Here is a 16,222-nt window from a genome sequence, read left to right on the forward strand (position 1 = left end):
CCCCAGGAGGGCGGCGCTTATTTTTTGCAGTGTCACTCAGGGCAACTGCAGTGGATAGATGGGAAGATGAAGCTCCGCCAGCGGTTTTTCAAGCTTTTGCTTGTCACCTACCACCACAATCACCATCTCGGCCGGATCCAGCCAGCGGGCCGCGCTGGCCTTTAACGTCTCAGGCGACACCGTTTTGATCAGCTCGCCTTGCGCCTGCACATAGTCCGGCTTCAGGTCATACATGATCATCTGCAGCAGGAAGCCAGCCTTCTGGGCCAGGGTCTCGTAGGAGAGCGCATCCTGCTGGGAAACGGCGCTGCGCATGTAGGCCAGCTCCACCGGCGTCGGGCCGCTCGCCCGGTAACCGTCCATCTCTTTCAGGAACTGACGGATGGCGTCCACGGTCGCGTCGGTGCGCACGTTGGCACCGGTGGCGAAGACGCCGGCCTCGCGGTTGGCCTGGAAGCCGGAGCTGGCACCATAGGTGTAACCCTTGTCTTCCCGCAGGTTGAGATTGATCCGGCTGTTGAAGTTGCCCCCCAGATTGAAGTTCATCAGGTTCGCGGTGAAGTAATCCCCGGTGGTATCGAACGCCATGGCACGGCGGCCGATGCGGATCACCGACTGGGGCGCCCCCGGTTTGTCCACCAGATAGATGCCGGGTTTGGCTTGCTCCCCCTTGGGCTTGAGATCACCCAGGGGGGGGGTTGCCCCCTTCCACTCGGTCAGGAAACCGAGTTCGGACTCGACCTGTTGCTGGGTCACGTCACCGGTCACCACCACCTTGGCGTTGGTCGGGTTGTAATAGTCCTGATAGAAGCGCTTCACGTCCGCCAGGGTCAGCTTCTCCACGTCGGTCAGCACCCCATTGGTCGGTTGGCCAAGCCGGCTCTGCTTGCCGTAGACCAGCTCCCGGAACGCCTGACCCGCCAGCCACTCGGGCTGCTGCTCGCTCTGCTTCATGCCCTGCAGCATCTGCGCCTTGAGTCGCTCGAAGTCCGCCTCCCGCATCCCGGGTCGCATCAAGACCTCGCGCACCAGCGCCATCGTCTGGGGCAACTTGTCGGTCAGACTGCTGATGGTGATAAGGTTGTTGTACTGGGCGGTCGAGACGCTGATGCTGGCCCCGAGCTTTTGCAGCTCGTCGCTGAGTTCGGCCTCGCTCATGCGCACCGTGCCCTGCTCCAGCATGGCGGCGGTGAGGCTCGCCAGCCCCAGTTCGCCCTTGCCCTCGGCCCGGATGCCGCCCGGCAGGGCGATCATGATGGAGACAGCCGGGATCTCGTCGCTCTGGGTGCCGATGATCTCGATCCCCTTGTCCAGCTTGCCGTGCCAGATGGCCGGCACCTTGACGCTGACCGCCGCCCCCACCTTGGGCTGTACGCTCCGGTCTAAATTGTCTTTCACCGGCCGCAGGGCCAGCGGTTCCCCGTGCTGGCTGTAATCCGGCAGCACCCGCTTGGCCGGGGTGAAGTTGGGCTCACCGGCCTGCCACTGGGTCTTGCCCTTGGGCACCACGCTCAGCACCACGGCGGGCTTGCCCGCGATGAACTTGTCATAGGCGGCCTTGACGTCTGACGCCTTGACCTGGCTGATGGCATCCAGATTCTTGAACACATAGTTGGGATCCTGAGCCAGCACCTGGCCCATGGCGAGCTGGCTCACCTTGCCCTCGATGCTGTCCAGCCCCCAGATGGCGGCGGCGCGGTAGCTGCTGATGGCTTTTTCCAGATCCGCAGGCTTGATGCCCCGGTTGGCAAAGTCGCCAATCACCTTGTCCACCTCCTCCTTGAGGGTCTTGAGGCTGCCGTCCTGGGCCGGATTCGGGTAGGCGTAGACCGCCAGGGTGCAGGCCAGCTCCTCACAGGAGTGGGACGCGCCGACCTCGATGGCCTTGCCGGTCTTCACCAGGGACTGATAGAGCATGGAGCTGGCGGAGCCACCGAGCACGTCGGCGAAGATATCCAGTGCCGGCTCCTGCGGGTCACCGAGGGCCACCGTCGGGTAACTGATGTAGAGCAGCGGCAGGTGTACCTTGTCTTCCAGGGTGACGTAGCGGGTCTTGGGCAGGCTCACCGGCTCGGGGGTCGGCTCGGCCACGTCGGGCCCGCGAGGAATGGAGCCGAAGTATTGCTCAATCCAGGCCAGCGCCTGTTGGGTGTCAAAATCCCCACCCAGGGTCAGGGTCGCGTTGTTCGGCCCGTACCAGCGCAGGAAGAACTGTTTGAGATCATCCACTCCGACCCGGTCCAGATCCTCCACATAGCCGATGGGCTGCCAGGAGTAAGGGTGAGTGCGCGGGTAGAGCGCCTCCCCCGCCTTCTCGCCCACCAGGCCATAGGGCTGGTTGTCGATGCGCTGGGCCCGCTCGTTCTTGACAGTGGCGCGCTGGATCTCGAACTTCTTCTGGCTCACCGCATCGAGCAGGAAGCCCATGCGATCCGCCTCCAGCCAGAGCACTTTTTCCAGCTGGTTGGCCGGCACGGTTTCGTAATAGTTGGTCCTGTCCTTGTTGGTGGTGCCGTTCATCTCGCCGCCGGCCTCGTTGATGATCCGCATGTGCTCCTGATCGCCGACGTGCTTGGAGCCCTGGAACATCATGTGCTCGAAGAAGTGGGCGAAGCCGGACTTGCCCACGGTCTCGCGAGACGAGCCCACGTGATAGGTCACGTCGAGGTGCACCAGGGGATCGGACTTGTCGGGGGCCAGGATCACGGTCAGGCCGTTGTCCAGCTTGTACATCTGGTAGGGGATGCCGAGCTTGCCTTCCTGCTTGATCTGTTCCGATACCAGGGTCGGAGCCGCCAGCACCGGCAGGGCAACCCCAAGGAGAATGCTTAATGGAATGAATTTGTTCACGGTTACCTCGTGAGTAAAGAGATACAGCTAGAAGATCTGCCTGGCCAGCAGAAACACCAGGGCATAACGAAGCAATTTGCCAAGCCCGATCAGAATGAGAGAGCGCCAGAACGAGAGGCGCAGCCAGCCGGCCAGCAGACAGAGACCATCACCTATCACCGGTGCCCAGGCGAGTAGCAGGCACCAGTGACCATGCAGTTTGAGCCAACCGAGAGCCTTTTGTTCCCCACGGCCTTTAAAATCTTCCGGCTTTTTCTTGTAAGTGGCAAGCCAGCCGAGCCACCAGGTGGTCATGGAGCCGAGCGTATTGCCGAGGGTCGCCCACAGCAGCAGGCTGGCCATGTTCCACTGTCCCTGGTTTGCCATGACCCCCAGCAGCACTTCCGAGCTGCCGGGCAACAGGGTCGCCGAGGTGAAGGCGCTGAGAAACAGCCAGCCCAACCCGGTTTCCAGCGTCTCCATCATCCAGGATAACGCCCGGCTGCGGGCATTCGCAGCACCAGCTTGCCGCGGACGTGGCCGCTCTCGAGGGCCTGATGGGCCAGGGCCCCCTCCGCCAGCTCGTACTCACCGGCCAGGGTGATGTGGACATCGCCCTGGCGCAGCAGCATCAGCATCTGGGCCAGCTGTTTGCCGTCCGGGTGAACCAGCATACCGCTCACGGCGATCCCCGACGCGGCGCCGGCGTCCTTGATGCTCTGCGCCGTGATGGTCGGCACCGTTACCAGATGGCCAGCCGGCTTGACGCAGGCGAGCGCCGCCTTGCCGCTCTCGCCCCCCATCAGATCCAGCACCAGATCCACCTGGCCGACTTGGGCAACCCAATCGGCGTCGTGGTAGTCCACCATGGCGGTGGCCCCGATACCGTGTAAGAAACCGTGGTTCTCCTTGCTGGCCGTCACCACCACCTCGGCACCATAGGCGCTGGCAAACTGCACCGCCAGATGACCCACGCCGCCGGCAGCAGCCAGGATCAGCACCCGCTGCCCCGCCTTGAGGCCGCCGTGCTCGAACAATCCCTGCCAGGCGGTGAGCCCGGCCAGCGGCAGGGCGGCGCCCTGCTTGAGGCTGACCCCATCGAGTTTGGCCAGCTCACGCTCGCTCACCACTATGCTCTCGGCATAGCCGCCCCCCGCCAGCGGGAAGCCCAGCATGCCGCACACGGGATCCCCTTCCTTCAGGCTTGCGACGCCCGGGCCCACCTTGTCGACCACCCCCGCCACGTCATAACCCGGCGTCCAGGGCAGCTTGTCCTTGTTCTGGGCCGCCGCCCAGCCGAGTCCGGCCCGAGTCTTGGCATCGATGGGATTGACGCCGGCAAAACAGATGCGCACCCGCACCTCCCCCTCGGCGGGCACCTTGTCGAGGGAGGGGTTGAGCTTAAGTACCGAGGGGGCGCCGAATGCGGTAATCTGTAACTGCGTCATTGCACAATCCATCCTGTTGATTGATCAAGGATCCACAGAATAACAGCGAGGACCACATGGCTCGAATGTTTCTTATTCCTCTGTTGCTGACCCTGGGATGGTGGGCGTTTCTGCTCTACTTCCGCATCCCGCTCAAGCAGGGGGCCAGGGGGTTCTACTGGATCATTGGCTTGGGGGGGGGACTGGCTGCCTTCCTCAGCCTGATGATGATACTGACCCACTAGCCTCTGTCCCCATCAGTTGCAACAAGGCCACCCTGAGGTGGCCTTGTGGTCAGTTTGTCTGAAGATGGTAATGGCGGTTGCTGCCCTGCCCCAGCACCCCTTCTGCCAGCAGATGCTGGAACACCCTGTCCACCTCCTCCAACGGCAGGGCCAGCGCCTCGGCCACCTTGCGCTTGCTGCACTTGAGCTCACCGCTCTCCAGCACGGCACGCACCCGGGCCACCAGTGCGGGGGCGGGGGCCGGCTTGCTCACCACCAGCGGCTCGGCTGACACAGCCACCGCCTCGACATGCGCCTGCTGGCGTTGCCACTGGCGGCGGAAGCGGTTCTCTCCCCCGATCAGGCTGACGAAGTAGGCACCGAACGCATCGAGCAGGATGGAGAGGAAGCAGACAAGCAGAAACTGCACCTGGCTGATGCTCATGCCCACTCCGTCCGCCAGGCTGCTCATCAGCCCCAGCATGGAGGATTGCTCGTTGAGCGGCTTGGCATCCCGCTCCTGGCGCAGCTCGTCCTGCTTCAACCTGAGCTGGGTGTTGGCCTGCTGCAGACCGCTGACGCCGCTGGAGATGCGCGCCATCTCGATGTATTTGCGAGCCGCCTCCTCGTTGAGCTGGATCTGCCGCTCTATGCTGGCGATCTGCTCGTCGAAGCGCGCCAGCTCCCGCTCATGGCGGGCCTGCTGGCTCAAGATGGTGTTGGTGGCGCTGTTGATGCCGCCGATACTGCCGCCGATGGAGATGGCCGCCAGCACGCTGTAGAACAGCAGGGACCAGAAGGCACCGCCGAGATCGCGGCGCGCCTTGCACTCGCCGTATTCATACCAGACGTAGAACTTGCCCAGCTCGAAGATGATGGCGAGCCCACCAAACAACCACTTCATCAGTGGATTGTCGTCGATGGAGAGAAACAGCAGCAGGGAGAAGACGATGGAGGCCAGTATGGCCAACCCGGTAAAACTGTAAACCGTGGTCAGTGCGAACCACCCCTTGGGGTAGCGCAGTGCGGCGGTGTCCTGTGTAGTCATGATGAAGAGACGATGTGGTGCAGAGGAAATTTGGCTGCCGATTATAGTCATCGGACTCGTGGAGAGAAGGCTATTCGGGTGAATTCCTTCATATCCTGCTCTGGATGGGTAGAACGCGACCGAATTGGGCAAATAGCCGCCCAGCGAGAGGGTCACCGCAGGATGAGCAGGGAAGCATCCGCCCCCGGTGCCGCCGCGCTTGGGCGCAAGAGCATTACACTCACCAATATGCTCCCCTGGTATCGAGGCCATCATGCACCAAGTCACCCCTCTCCTGCTCTCCCTGCTCCTGGCCCATGGCGTGGCTGTTGCGGCCCCGCCCTCCAAACACGGCGACGACATCCGGCTCTCGACCGACAGAGACCAGATCAAGCTGGATTGGGACGACAAGGAATATGGCTGGTGGCAAGACAACTGCCTGAATGTCAGCACCCGCAGCAGCCGCATCAAACTCAACTGTGACAACATGGATGGCAAGTATCGCGATCACTACAACCGCAGCATCCACAGCGGCAACAACCCGGGCAAGGGCCACGACAAGAACGGCTGGGACGACGACAAGGTCAAATACAAGGAGAAAGGCAACGGCAACGGCAAAAACAAGGGGTGAACCGGGACCAAGCTGATACGTGCCTCGCCCTGTATAAAGGCTAATCGATTGAATTCCTTTATATCCTTGCCTGAAGCGAGCCAGAAGCCAGCCCAATCAAGCACGTTGACCTCCGTTTCATGACCAAACCGGGGGGTCTTGCGCAAGAATGGTTCCGTTTCCGTTAAGCTTGGCGACGATAGACTGCCCGTCCTCCTGCTGTTAAGAGGCCATCATGCGCAACACCGTTTCCCACCTGCTCTCCCGACTGCTCAACAGCGGTGCGGCATTCGAGGCACCCCATGCCCGCCGCGATACCGCCGCACCCCGCCAGGACGCACCTCCTCAGGGGAATCGAGGCACTCCGACATTGCAGCATAAAGAACCAAATTACATCAAATCAACAAAAGAAGTGAACGGTAATAATTAACATAGCAGCTTATTTGACTGCCTTCTCTACCAGTAATTCTCCGCACTGATATTGCCGGGAGCCCGCCGCAGGTTCTTGGCTAATCCCGTCTCCTGCAAGGTCTGTTGCGTCTCCTTCACCATGGCTGGATTGCCGCAGATCATCACCTGACTGTGCTCGGCCGCAAACTCGAGTCCGACCCGCGCCTGCAGCCGACCATCGGCAATCGCCGCCGGGATCCGGCCAGCCATGGCCCCCGGCCACTCTTCGCGGCTGACGAAGGGGACATACCGAAAGCGAGGCCCATGCTGCTCAACCAGGCTGGTGATGAGGGCCTGATAGGTGAGCTCTTCTCCCTTGCGCACCCCGTGTACCAGCACCAGATTCTCAAACCGCTCGAACGCCTCACCGTCCGCCAGCATGGCGAGGAAAGGGCCGATGGCGGTGCCAGTGGAGAGCAGCCAGAGATCCCGCCCGGCGGGGAGCTCGTCCAGGGTCAGAAAACCGGCAGCCAGGGACTGGACCTGCAGGCTGTCCCCCACTCGCAAGGCCGCGAGGGAGGGCGTCAGCTGACCATCCGGGATCTCCACCAGATAGAATTCGTGATAGGGGGCATTGGGAGGATTGACGAAGGAGTAGGCCCGTTGCACCCGTTGCTCACCCCGTTGCAGGGCCAGCTTGGTAAATTGCCCCGCCTTGTAGGGCGCAAGCTCCGCCGCCACACGCAGAGAAAACAGGGTGGGTGTCCATTCGATGCGCTCGATGACACGGCCTTCGACCCAGGCTGCCATAAGGATCTCCTCCAAAAGAACAGAACCTCACTCTACCCCTTGATCCCCTCTTGATTCAAAAAGAAAAAAACCCGCGCATGTGCGCGGGTTTTTCTGCAAAGCGAAACGCTATTACAGAGCAACAACCTGGATCTGTACGGTTGCTTTGACGTCAGCGTGCAGCTGAACAACAACGTCGTACTCGCCGGTGTTACGCAGAACGTTGCCCATGCGGACCTCGCTCTTGGCAACGGCGACGCCGGCAGCAGTGATGGCGTCAGCCACGTCACGGGTACCGATGGAACCGAACAGCTTGCCTTCGTCGCCAGATTTGGAGGCGATGACAACGGCAGCCAGTTCACCCAGCTTGGCAGCGCGCTCTTCAGCGGCAGCTTTACCGGCAGCCAGTTTGGCTTCCAGTTCAGCACGGCGAGCATCGAAAGTCTCGATGTTGGCCTTGGTAGCCATAACGGCTTTGCCTTGCGGGATCAGATAGTTACGGGCGTAGCCAGCTTTAACAGCGACTTGGTCACCCAGACCGCCCAGTTTGGCGATTTTGTCGAGCAGAATAACTTGCATTACCTTTCCTCTAAGAAAGTTGAGTTAGGCCTAAGTGCCGGACCGATTCTTACTTGTTGTGCAGATCGGTGTACGGCAGCAGAGCCAGGTAACGAGCACGCTTGATGGCGCGTGCCAGCTGACGCTGATACTTGGCGCGGGTACCGGTGATACGGCTCGGTACGATCTTGCCAGATTCAGTGACGTAGTTTTTCAGAGTAACGATATCTTTGTAGTCGATCTCGGTAACGTTCTCGGCGGTGAAGCGGCAGAACTTACGACGACGGAAATAACGTGCCATGGCCTTTATCCTCTATTCAGTGATCCAGAATTACTCTTCGGAAGAAGCTTCAACAGCATCTTCGCGGCGCTCGTCGTCACGACGTGGGAAGCGCTCTTCCTTGGCCTTGGCCATCGGAGAAACTTCAGTCACGGCGTGCTTGGTGCGCATGATCATGTTGCGGATAACGGCATCGTTGAAGCGGAAGTTGGTTTCCAGTTCATCGATAACGGCTTGCTCGGCTTCCACGTTCATCAGAACGTAGTGAGCCTTGTGCAGCTTGTCGATCGGGTAAGCCAGTTGACGACGGCCCCAATCTTCCAAGCGATGAATAGTACCACCAGCGGTGGTGATAGCGCCGGTGTAACGCTCGATCATGCCAGGTACTTGCTCGCTCTGGTCCGGGTGAACCATGAAGACGATTTCGTAATGACGCATTAATTAGCTCCTTACGGATTAATTCAGCCTCCGCCCAGGTGCAGCCAGACCTCGGAGGCAAGGAACATAGTGGTGTTTAGACACTGCTTTCTAGGGCGGCGTATTGTACGAAATCGCCTCTCTCACTGCAACCGGCATGGGCAGTTGTTTTTATCTATGGCCGCGATACAAAACTTCAATTGATAACAATTATCATTTATATCTATTCTGTCTTCATATCCTTATGGAGGATGACAGTATGCAACCTGCACTGAGCACGGCCATCCCGGCCCGCAAATTCAAGCTGACCCTGCTGGGGCCCGCCTTCATCGCCGCCATCGGCTATATCGATCCGGGCAACTTCGCCACCAATCTCCAGGCGGGTTCCACCTTCGGCTATCAGCTGCTGTGGGTGGTGGTGTGGGCCAACCTGATGGCCATGCTGGTGCAGACCCTCTCCGCCAAGCTCGGCATCGTCACCGGCAAGAACCTGGCGGAACACATTCGGGACAAATTGCCCAGACCCGCCGTCTGGGCCTACTGGGTGCAGGCGGAGATCATCGCCATGGCCACCGATCTCGCCGAGTTCATCGGCGCGGCCGTGGGTTTCAAGCTGCTGCTCGGTGTCACCCTGCTGGAAGGGGCCTGCATCACCGCCGTGGTCACCTGGGGCATTCTCATGCTGCAATCCCGCGGTCAGAAGCCGCTGGAGTTCGTGGTGGGCGGCCTGCTGCTGTTTGTAGCCGCGGCCTATATCGTCGAGCTGGTATTCTCCCGCCCTCACCTGCCGAGCCTGCTGGAGGGTGCCCTCTTCCCCGGCCTGCCCAACAGCGATGCGGTCTATCTCGCCGCCGGCGTGCTGGGGGCGACCGTCATGCCCCACGTCATCTACCTGCACTCGGCGCTGACCCAGCACACCCAGGATCAAGGCACGGTCACCCAGCGCCTGCACACCACCAAGGTGGATGTGGCCATCGCCATGACCATCGCCGGTTTCGTCAACCTGGCCATGATGGCCATGGCCGCAGCCGCCTTCCACGGCACGGGCAATCAACCGGTAGCCGAACTGGAAACCGCCTACCAGACGCTGACGCCCTTGCTCGGGCCGGCGGCGGCCACCCTGTTTGGTCTCTCCCTGGTGGCGTCCGGCATCTCCTCCACCGTGGTGGGCACCCTCGCCGGCCAGGTGGTGATGCAGGGCTTCGTACGCTTCACCATTCCACTCTGGCTGCGCCGGGCCATCACTATGGCGCCCGCCTTCGTGGTGATCGCCATGGGGCTCAACACCACCGAGATCCTGGTGCTGAGCCAGGTGATCCTGAGCTTCGGCATCGCCCTTGCGCTCATTCCATTGCTGATCCTGACCGGCGATCGCACCCTGATGGGCCAGCATCGCAACCATCCCGTCACCCAGGCGCTGGGGCGGCTCATCGTCACCCTGGTGATCGGCCTCAATGCTTATCTGCTGGTCTCCATGATCTAGCGCTCACAACCCGCTATGTGGGCCGACTCATTAACCCAGGTTAATGAGTCGGCCCGCACTTTGGCGTATGCTGCGGCTCTCTCTTCTTCTTCGATTTACGGGAGCCATCCATGGAACATACCCGAGCCAGCTTCATGCTGGGCCATCATCACGAACAGGCCAAGGTGGCCTATTGCCTGGTCGGTGAGCCGACCCTGCTGGTCACCGAAATCACGCCCTTCCATCCCCAGAGCCACCTCTGGCCCGATCAACCGGGAGATGTGGGCACAGTCTTATGGGATGGTGGTGAGGCCGTTGTGGGCCCCTGCCGCATGGGCGCCATCAGCCCGAATGGAGAGCTGTTCGTCGATCAGGCGATCCCGGTCAAGCGGGGTGCCGAAGGCTGGGCCTTCGTGGTGGTACACCCGCTGTCAGGCAGGCATGAGCTGGCGGTCGGCAACGTGGTCGAACTGCGGGTGGATGCCGAGGCTCGCCATGCCCTGAGCCTGGGCCACAGCGGCTGTCATTTGGTGGCATTGGCGCTCAACCGGGTGCTCATCCCTTACTGGCGCAAGGAGGTGAGCGAGCGCGATGCCCTCGGTCAACCGGATTTCGACCGTCTCGCCATCCAGACCTCCCGCGTCGAACCCATGGGCTCCCGGGAGCAGTACCGGATCGGCAAGAGCCTGCGCAAGAAGGGGGTCAACGGTGAGGCCCTGCTGGCTGAACTCGCGCAGATAGAGGAGCTCATCAACGAGCAGCTGGCGCAGTGGCTGGCAACCGGCGGCGAGATCCGCCGTACGCGAGCAGGTGAGGCCATCATCGACTCCCGCTACTGGCACTGCGTGCTGGAGGGACAGGAGCTGAGCATCCCCTGCGGCGGCACCCATGTCGGCAACCTGGCCGAGCTGGGCCGAGTCTCGGTGCAACTGAGCCCCGCCGAGGAGGGCTTCACCCTGATCACCCGCATCGCCCCTTAAGCAAAATGCCGGGTCGCCCATGTCTCGACTCGGCCCCCCCTCCTATCAGGCGAGCCTGATCAACAGTATGCCGCACAGGATCACCAGCGCGGCTCCCAGCCTGACCCGCCCCAACTTCTCCCCCAGCCAGAGCCAGGAGAGCAGCACGGCAAACAGCACGCTGCTCTCGCGCAGGGCCGCCACCAACCCGATGGGAGCCTGGGTCATGGCCCAGATGACGATGCCGTAGGCAAGCAGCGACAGCAGGCCACCAAGCGCCCCCGTGTGCCAATCCCCCCGGCTCAGGCTGCGCAAGGAGGAGCGGCTCTGCCAGCGCATCAGCAGCGGCATCAACAGCGCCGTCAGGAAGAACAACCAGAGGGTGTAGCGTATGGGTGCACCGGCCGAGCGAGCCCCCATGCCGTCGGACAGGGTGTAGGCGGCGGTAAAGAGCGCCGTGATCAGCACGGCCGTCAGGGCGGCGGGGGCCAGCCTGATGCCACCGCGCCAGGCCATCAGCAGGACGCCGCTTACCAGCACCAGGGCCCCCACGACCGCCAGCCATCCGGGCCATTCCCCCAGCAGCAGTGCCCCGAGCAACAAGGTCAGCAGCGGTGCACTGCCACGGGCCAGGGGATAGATCTGGCCAAACTCCCCCAGCCGATAGGCTCGACCGAGAAACAGGCAGTAGCCGCTGTGCAGCAGAATGGAGAGCGCCAACCAGGGGTATTCGGCGGGATCCGGCAGCCCCACCAGCGGCAGGAAGGGGAGAGAGAACAGACCGGAGCAGAGGGCGACCAGCAGCACGCTGACCCGGCCCGCGGCCTGGCGCTTGGCCAGTGCATTCCAGAGGGCATGTAGCAAGGCGGCCAACAAGATGGCCGCGAAGATGGTGGGGGTCACGACGGGGTTCCAGTCAACATGGGCGCATCATCATACCCGTTTGTATCGCAGTAATCTGGGCGCCACCTCATGGTCGCTCCATCATCTCGCGGCAACACCCCAGCTCAACCCTGTCGTTTGCGCATGCCCATGTGGGGAATGTCGTCTTCTATGTATCCTTCCCCCTCCGGCTCGAAGCCGTGCCAGCCATAGAAGCCTTGCAGATGGGCCTGGGCACCGAGCCAGATGCTGTGTGCCGGCCAGCGGGCCTCGCAGCCTCTGACGGCTTCGCTCAACAGCCGATGACCCAGGCCATCGCCACGAGAGCGGGGCGAGGTCACCACCCGACCGATGGTACTGCCCTGCTCGTCGCCGATGCCGGGCGCCATGATGCGGGCGTAGGCGGCCAAATAATCGCCGTCGTAGCCGAGCAGGTGCAGCACGCCATCACGGCGATCCAGCCCGTCCAGATCCTGGAAGGGGCAGGTCTGCTCCACCACGAACACCTCGGCGCGCAGGGCAAGCAGCTCATACAATTCGTCCGTGGAGAGTTCACTCCAGGCCTTGAGACTCCAGTTCACGGGTCACTCCTTATGTCATGTCGGCCCGCCAGCATAGGGGCTCAAGCCCCGCCCGGCATTAACCTTGGTTAAGACTCTTCAGTCGTTTGCGAATGCGGCTCAGGCTGATGGGGGTAATGCCCAGGTAGGCGGCAATCTGGTGATCCGGCACCCTGGCGTCCAGCGCCGGGAAATTGTCCAGGAAGTGCTGATAGCGGGCCTGAGGGCCCTCGGTCAGCAGCAACAGCTCCTTCTCTTCCTTGATCCGCAGTTGCACCGCCAGCAGGTGCTGATACCAGGCGGGCCAGCAGTTGAGCTGGCGCAGATCCGCCAGGGCGAACAGCTGCAGCCGGCAGGGCTCCAGCGCCTCCACGCTGTAGCGGGCGGGCTCGCCACTGAGCAGGTGGTGGAAGTCGATGAACTCATCCCCCTCCCAGTAAAACTCCTTGATGTACTCGCGCCCGTCCGCCAGCACCACCTTGGCCCGCAGCAGGCCTTGCTCCACCCTGATCAGCAGATCGGGGCTGTCACCGGCGTGCCAGAGGCAAGACTTGGGGGCGAGCGTCAAGGAGCGGGCAAAAAAGAGGAGGCGCTCGGCCTCCTGCTCATTCATGACCCTATCCAGACTGAACTGGGGTCTGTCCATCGCCGCAGGCTCAGGCGCGACGCTGGCGCACGGCTTCGAACAGACAGACGCCGGTCGCCACCGAGACGTTGAGGCTGGACACTGCCCCGGCCATGGGGATGCTCACCAGCTCGTCGCAGTGCTCGCGGGTGAGGCGGCGCATGCCCTTGCCCTCGGCGCCCATCACCAGCGCCATGGGGCCGGTCAGCTTGGCCTGGAAGACATCGTGATCCGCCTCGCCGGCGGTGCCGACGATCCAGACCCCGCGCTCCTGCAGCTCGCGCAGGCTGCGGGCCAGGTTGGTGACCTGGATAAGCGGTATCACCTCGGCGGCGCCACAGGCAACCTTGCGCACCACGGAGGTCAGGCCGCTGGCCTTGTCCCGCGGCACTATGACCGCATGGACCCCCGCCGCATCGGCGCTGCGCAGGCAGGCACCGAGGTTGTGCGGATCGGTTACCCCATCCAGCACCAGCAAGAAGGGCTCGGCCTTCTGCTCGGCCAGGCCATCCAACAGGCTGGCCAGATCGTGCTCGGCCAGCTTGGGCGCCTCTATCACCTTGGCCATGATGCCCTGGTGATTGTTGCCTTCCGCTTTGTCATCCAGCGTCTTGCGGTTCACGCTCTGCACCTTGAGGCCGAGGGATTCCAACTCGTCCAGCAAGGGTTGCAGCCGGTCGTCCTCGCGGCCCTTCAGGGCCCACACCTCGATGAAGCGTTCCGGGGTGCGCTCCAGCAATGCGGAGACGGCGTGAATGCCGTAGATCAGTTCAGTACTCATTTAGTGCTCTTGGCCTTGTCGCGAGCCTTCTTGCTCGGTCGTCTGTTGCTGGGTTTGGCACGGCCACCCTTGTCGGATTTGCCACCGTCCTTGCTCTCGGTGCGTCTCTCACCACGAGGAGCGCCCTTGGCAGGCTTGCGTCCCGTCCCTTTGGCATTCTTGCCATTGGCGGGAAGCGGCTCTTCCACCATCACGAAGTCGATCTTGCGATCGTCCAGGTTCACGCCCATCACCTTGACGCGCACCTTGTCACCCAGACGGTAGCGACGGCGGGAGTTCTCGCCGATCAGCTGCATGTGCAGGGGATCAAACTGGTAGTAGTCGTTGGTGAGGGTGCTGACGTGTACCAGGCCGTCGATGTGGATCTCGGCGAGGCGCACGAAGAAACCGAAGCCGGTGACGCTGGCGATGACGCCGTCGAACTCGTCACCCACGTGATCCAGCATGTACTCGCACTTGAGCCAGTCGGCCACGTCACGGGTGGCATCGTCGGCACGGCGTTCGGTCATGGAGCAGTGCTCGCCCATGGGATCCACTTCTTCCAGCTGGTAGTGATAACCACCGCTCGGAGTCCACTTGTGGCGCAGATTACCCTGCTGTTCCTTGGCCGTCTGGTATTTGATGGCGCGGTGCAGGATCAGATCCGGATAACGGCGGATCGGCGAGGTGAAGTGGGCGTAGGACTTCAGGGCCAGACCGAAGTGACCTATGTTGTCGGCCTGATAGACGGCCTGACGCATGGAGCGCAGCAACATGGTGGAGAGCAGCTCGGCATCCGGGCGCCCCTCGAACTGGGCGGCCAGTTCGGCGAAGTCCTTCGGCTCGGGTTCGAGTCCGCCCTTGAGCTCCAGGCCCAGTTCGGCCAGGAAGTCGCGGAAACCGGTCAGGCGCTCCTCACCCGGGCGATCGTGCACCCGGAACAGGGCAGAGGCCTCGTTCTTCTCGATGTAGCGGGCGGCCGCCACGTTCGCCTGGATCATGCACTCTTCGATGATCTTGTGGGCGTCGTTGCGCACCAGCGGCACGATGCGATCGATCTTGCGCTGGGCATTGAAGATGAAGCGGGTCTCTTCGCTCTCGAACTCCACGGCACCGCGTTGGTGACGGCTGTGCTTGAGCGCCTTGTAGAGGTTGTTGAGCTCCTCGATGTGGCCCACCAGCGGCTCGTACTGCTGGCGCAGCTTGGGATCGCCCTCCAGGATCGCCGCGACCTTGTTGTAGGTCATGCGGGCGTGGGAGTTCATCACCGCCTCGTAGAACTTGTAACCGGACATGCGGCCGGTGGCGGAGATGGTCATCTCGCACACCATGCACAGACGGTCAACCTGCGGGTTCAGGGAACACAAGCCGTTGGAGAGCACCTCCGGCAGCATGGGCACCACGAACTCGGGGAAGTAGACGGAGTTGCCGCGCTGATAGGCTTCCGCGTCCAGCGCGGTGCCGGGCTTCACGTAGGCGGACACATCCGCGATGGCGACCCACAGCCGCCAGCCGCCGCCGCGCTTGGCTTCACAGAAGACGGCGTCATCGAAGTCACGGGCGTCTTCCCCGTCGATGGTCACCAGCGGCAGGGCACGCAGGTCGATACGACCCTCTTTGGCCGTCGAAGGCACCTGTTCGCCCAGACCCGCGACCTCCTTGGTCACCTCTTCCGGCCAGGTATGCGGGATGCCATGGGTACGCAGGGCGATCTCGATCTCCATGCCCGGCGCCATGTTCTCACCCAGCACGTCCAGCACGGTACCGACCGAGCTGGTGCGACCGTTGGAGCGCTGGTTGATGCGCACCACCACCACCTGGCTCTGGCGGGCACCCTTGTTCTCCCCTTCCGGGATGATGATATCCTGGCCGATCCGGCTGTCATCCGGCACCACGAAGCCGACGCCGTTCTCGACGAAGTAACGACCGACTATGTCAGCCTCACGGGGTTTGAGCAGACGCACCAGCCGCGCTTCCTGGCGACCCTTGCGATCGACTTCGGTCGGCTGCACCAGCGCATAGTCGCCGTGCATCAGGCGTTGCATCTCGCGGTTGTTCAGGAACAGATCCGATCCACCGCTCTCGGGGCGCAGAAAACCGAAGCCATCCTTATGACCGAGCACATAGCCTTTGACCAGATTCAGGCGATCCGGCAGGGCATAACATTGGTTGCGAGTGAAGACCAACTGCCCATCACGCTCCATGGCGCGCAGGCGACGGCGCAAGGCTTCCAACGGCTCTTCGTCGGTCAGCTTGAGGACCGTGGCCAGCTCTTCACGGGACATGGGTTTCTCATGGCCTCGAATGAGCTCCAGCAGCATCTCGCGACTGGCGATGGGGTTTTCGTATTTTTCGGCCTCGCGTTGGAGGAAAGGATCTTTTTGAGACATAAGCAGGCCTTTGGGTAGGTAATAACGAAGACA

At 62.2% G+C, this 16,222-nt stretch carries 18 protein-coding genes; 5 read left to right on the top strand and 13 right to left on the bottom strand.

Going from position 1 to position 16,222, the window contains the following annotated elements; all coding sequences use genetic code 11:
• Nucleotides 1-36: 36 nt before the first annotated feature.
• Genes MM194_RS09500 through MM194_RS09510 form a run of 3 tightly spaced genes read right to left on the bottom strand, consistent with a single transcriptional unit; the run spans nucleotide 37 to nucleotide 4,277 of the window.
• Nucleotides 37-2,850 carry a pitrilysin family protein gene (locus tag MM194_RS09500; RefSeq protein ID WP_241343437.1) on the bottom strand — a complete coding sequence of 938 codons (2,814 nt, stop codon included), beginning with the start codon at nucleotides 2,848-2,850 and terminating at the stop codon, nucleotides 37-39.
• Between the two features lie 27 nt (nucleotides 2,851-2,877).
• On the bottom strand, nucleotides 2,878-3,315 hold the full coding sequence (locus tag MM194_RS09505; protein ID WP_241343438.1) for a VTT domain-containing protein: 438 nt from the start codon (nucleotides 3,313-3,315) through the stop codon (nucleotides 2,878-2,880).
• Nucleotides 3,312-4,277, bottom strand: a complete 966-nt coding sequence (locus MM194_RS09510) for an NADP-dependent oxidoreductase (protein WP_241343439.1) — start codon at nucleotides 4,275-4,277, stop codon at nucleotides 3,312-3,314. The genes MM194_RS09505 and MM194_RS09510 overlap by 4 nt, the downstream gene beginning before the upstream one ends.
• 56 nt (nucleotides 4,278-4,333) lie before the next feature.
• On the opposite strand from MM194_RS09510, the gene MM194_RS09515 reads away from it, so the two are divergent.
• Nucleotides 4,334-4,501, top strand: coding sequence for a hypothetical protein (locus MM194_RS09515; RefSeq protein WP_193354282.1), 168 nt, complete (start codon nucleotides 4,334-4,336; stop codon nucleotides 4,499-4,501).
• 49 nt (nucleotides 4,502-4,550) lie between these two features.
• Here the strand turns inward: MM194_RS09515 and MM194_RS09520 are convergent, their stop codons facing one another.
• Nucleotides 4,551-5,528 carry a Preprotein translocase subunit SecY gene (locus MM194_RS09520; protein ID WP_241343440.1) on the bottom strand — a complete coding sequence of 326 codons (978 nt, stop codon included), beginning with the start codon at nucleotides 5,526-5,528 and terminating at the stop codon, nucleotides 4,551-4,553.
• Nucleotides 5,529-5,781: 253 nt separating this feature from the next.
• Between MM194_RS09520 and MM194_RS09525 the strand changes: the two genes are divergently transcribed.
• Nucleotides 5,782-6,138, top strand: coding sequence for a hypothetical protein (locus MM194_RS09525; RefSeq protein WP_033131859.1), 357 nt, complete (start codon nucleotides 5,782-5,784; stop codon nucleotides 6,136-6,138).
• A gap of 214 nt (nucleotides 6,139-6,352) precedes the next feature.
• Nucleotides 6,353-6,547 carry a hypothetical protein gene (locus MM194_RS09530; RefSeq protein ID WP_241343441.1) on the top strand — a complete coding sequence of 65 codons (195 nt, stop codon included), beginning with the start codon at nucleotides 6,353-6,355 and terminating at the stop codon, nucleotides 6,545-6,547.
• Nucleotides 6,548-6,573: 26 nt separating this feature from the next.
• On the opposite strand, the gene MM194_RS09535 is transcribed toward MM194_RS09530, so the two are convergent.
• From MM194_RS09535 to rpsF, 4 genes are all read right to left on the bottom strand, one after another.
• The gene (locus MM194_RS09535; protein ID WP_241343442.1) at nucleotides 6,574-7,317 is read right to left on the bottom strand and encodes a ferredoxin--NADP reductase; all 744 of its coding nucleotides are present in this window, start codon (nucleotides 7,315-7,317) and stop codon (nucleotides 6,574-6,576) included.
• 111 nt (nucleotides 7,318-7,428) lie between these two features.
• Nucleotides 7,429-7,875: a 50S ribosomal protein L9 gene (rplI, locus tag MM194_RS09540; RefSeq protein WP_033131861.1), complete on the bottom strand. Its 447-nt coding sequence runs from the start codon at nucleotides 7,873-7,875 to the stop codon at nucleotides 7,429-7,431.
• 49 nt (nucleotides 7,876-7,924) lie between these two features.
• Nucleotides 7,925-8,155, bottom strand: a complete 231-nt coding sequence (gene rpsR, locus MM194_RS09545; protein ID WP_005313392.1) for a 30S ribosomal protein S18 — start codon at nucleotides 8,153-8,155, stop codon at nucleotides 7,925-7,927.
• Nucleotides 8,156-8,185: 30 nt separating this feature from the next.
• On the bottom strand, nucleotides 8,186-8,572 hold the full coding sequence (gene rpsF, locus MM194_RS09550; RefSeq protein WP_033131862.1) for a 30S ribosomal protein S6: 387 nt from the start codon (nucleotides 8,570-8,572) through the stop codon (nucleotides 8,186-8,188).
• A gap of 238 nt (nucleotides 8,573-8,810) precedes the next feature.
• On the opposite strand from rpsF, the gene MM194_RS09555 reads away from it, so the two are divergent.
• Together MM194_RS09555 and MM194_RS09560 are read left to right on the top strand one after the other, a co-directional pair.
• The gene (locus MM194_RS09555) at nucleotides 8,811-10,034 is read left to right on the top strand and encodes an Nramp family divalent metal transporter (RefSeq protein ID WP_033131863.1); all 1,224 of its coding nucleotides are present in this window, start codon (nucleotides 8,811-8,813) and stop codon (nucleotides 10,032-10,034) included.
• A gap of 110 nt (nucleotides 10,035-10,144) precedes the next feature.
• Entirely contained in the window at nucleotides 10,145-10,993 is an 849-nt protein-coding gene (locus MM194_RS09560) for a hypothetical protein (RefSeq protein WP_241343443.1), read from the top strand.
• 45 nt (nucleotides 10,994-11,038) lie between these two features.
• On the opposite strand, the gene MM194_RS09565 is transcribed toward MM194_RS09560, so the two are convergent.
• The 5 genes from MM194_RS09565 to rnr form a co-directional block, all read right to left on the bottom strand.
• On the bottom strand, nucleotides 11,039-11,875 hold the full coding sequence (locus tag MM194_RS09565; protein ID WP_033131865.1) for a DMT family transporter: 837 nt from the start codon (nucleotides 11,873-11,875) through the stop codon (nucleotides 11,039-11,041).
• 104 nt (nucleotides 11,876-11,979) lie between these two features.
• A complete protein-coding gene (locus MM194_RS09570; RefSeq protein WP_241343444.1) occupies nucleotides 11,980-12,435 on the bottom strand; it encodes a GNAT family N-acetyltransferase in 456 nt (151 codons plus the stop codon).
• A 58-nt stretch (nucleotides 12,436-12,493) separates the two neighbouring features.
• Nucleotides 12,494-13,060 (bottom strand): Crp/Fnr family transcriptional regulator, encoded by a 567-nt coding sequence (locus MM194_RS09575; protein WP_033131867.1) that lies wholly within the window; start codon nucleotides 13,058-13,060, stop codon nucleotides 12,494-12,496.
• Nucleotides 13,061-13,070: 10 nt separating this feature from the next.
• Nucleotides 13,071-13,820 carry a 23S rRNA (guanosine(2251)-2'-O)-methyltransferase RlmB gene (gene rlmB, locus MM194_RS09580; protein WP_241343445.1) on the bottom strand — a complete coding sequence of 250 codons (750 nt, stop codon included), beginning with the start codon at nucleotides 13,818-13,820 and terminating at the stop codon, nucleotides 13,071-13,073.
• The gene (gene rnr, locus MM194_RS09585) at nucleotides 13,817-16,189 is read right to left on the bottom strand and encodes a ribonuclease R (protein WP_241343446.1); all 2,373 of its coding nucleotides are present in this window, start codon (nucleotides 16,187-16,189) and stop codon (nucleotides 13,817-13,819) included. The genes rlmB and rnr overlap by 4 nt, the downstream gene beginning before the upstream one ends.
• Nucleotides 16,190-16,222: the final 33 nt, after the last annotated feature.

Source organism: Aeromonas sp. MR16, from assembly GCF_022549315.1.
Lineage (GTDB): Bacteria > Pseudomonadota > Gammaproteobacteria > Enterobacterales > Aeromonadaceae > Aeromonas > Aeromonas aquatica.

Excerpts from the sequence above, each read along its gene's own strand:
- MM194_RS09535 (WP_241343442.1), bottom strand. The coding sequence starts at position 7,317 with ATGGCAGCCTGGGTCGAAGGCCGTGTCATCGAGCGCATCGAATGGACA.
- MM194_RS09505 (WP_241343438.1), bottom strand. The coding sequence starts at position 3,315 with ATGATGGAGACGCTGGAAACCGGGTTGGGCTGGCTGTTTCTCAGCGCC.
- MM194_RS09515 (WP_193354282.1), top strand. The coding sequence starts at position 4,334 with ATGGCTCGAATGTTTCTTATTCCTCTGTTGCTGACCCTGGGATGGTGG.
- rpsF (WP_033131862.1), bottom strand. The coding sequence starts at position 8,572 with ATGCGTCATTACGAAATCGTCTTCATGGTTCACCCGGACCAGAGCGAG.
- rnr (WP_241343446.1), bottom strand. The coding sequence starts at position 16,189 with ATGTCTCAAAAAGATCCTTTCCTCCAACGCGAGGCCGAAAAATACGAA.
- MM194_RS09560 (WP_241343443.1), top strand. The coding sequence starts at position 10,145 with ATGGAACATACCCGAGCCAGCTTCATGCTGGGCCATCATCACGAACAG.
- MM194_RS09555 (WP_033131863.1), top strand. The coding sequence starts at position 8,811 with ATGCAACCTGCACTGAGCACGGCCATCCCGGCCCGCAAATTCAAGCTG.
- MM194_RS09510 (WP_241343439.1), bottom strand. The coding sequence starts at position 4,277 with ATGACGCAGTTACAGATTACCGCATTCGGCGCCCCCTCGGTACTTAAG.
- MM194_RS09575 (WP_033131867.1), bottom strand. The coding sequence starts at position 13,060 with ATGGACAGACCCCAGTTCAGTCTGGATAGGGTCATGAATGAGCAGGAG.
- MM194_RS09520 (WP_241343440.1), bottom strand. The coding sequence starts at position 5,528 with ATGACTACACAGGACACCGCCGCACTGCGCTACCCCAAGGGGTGGTTC.
- MM194_RS09525 (WP_033131859.1), top strand. The coding sequence starts at position 5,782 with ATGCACCAAGTCACCCCTCTCCTGCTCTCCCTGCTCCTGGCCCATGGC.
- rlmB (WP_241343445.1), bottom strand. The coding sequence starts at position 13,820 with ATGAGTACTGAACTGATCTACGGCATTCACGCCGTCTCCGCATTGCTG.
- rplI (WP_033131861.1), bottom strand. The coding sequence starts at position 7,875 with ATGCAAGTTATTCTGCTCGACAAAATCGCCAAACTGGGCGGTCTGGGT.
- MM194_RS09530 (WP_241343441.1), top strand. The coding sequence starts at position 6,353 with ATGCGCAACACCGTTTCCCACCTGCTCTCCCGACTGCTCAACAGCGGT.
- rpsR (WP_005313392.1), bottom strand. The coding sequence starts at position 8,155 with ATGGCACGTTATTTCCGTCGTCGTAAGTTCTGCCGCTTCACCGCCGAG.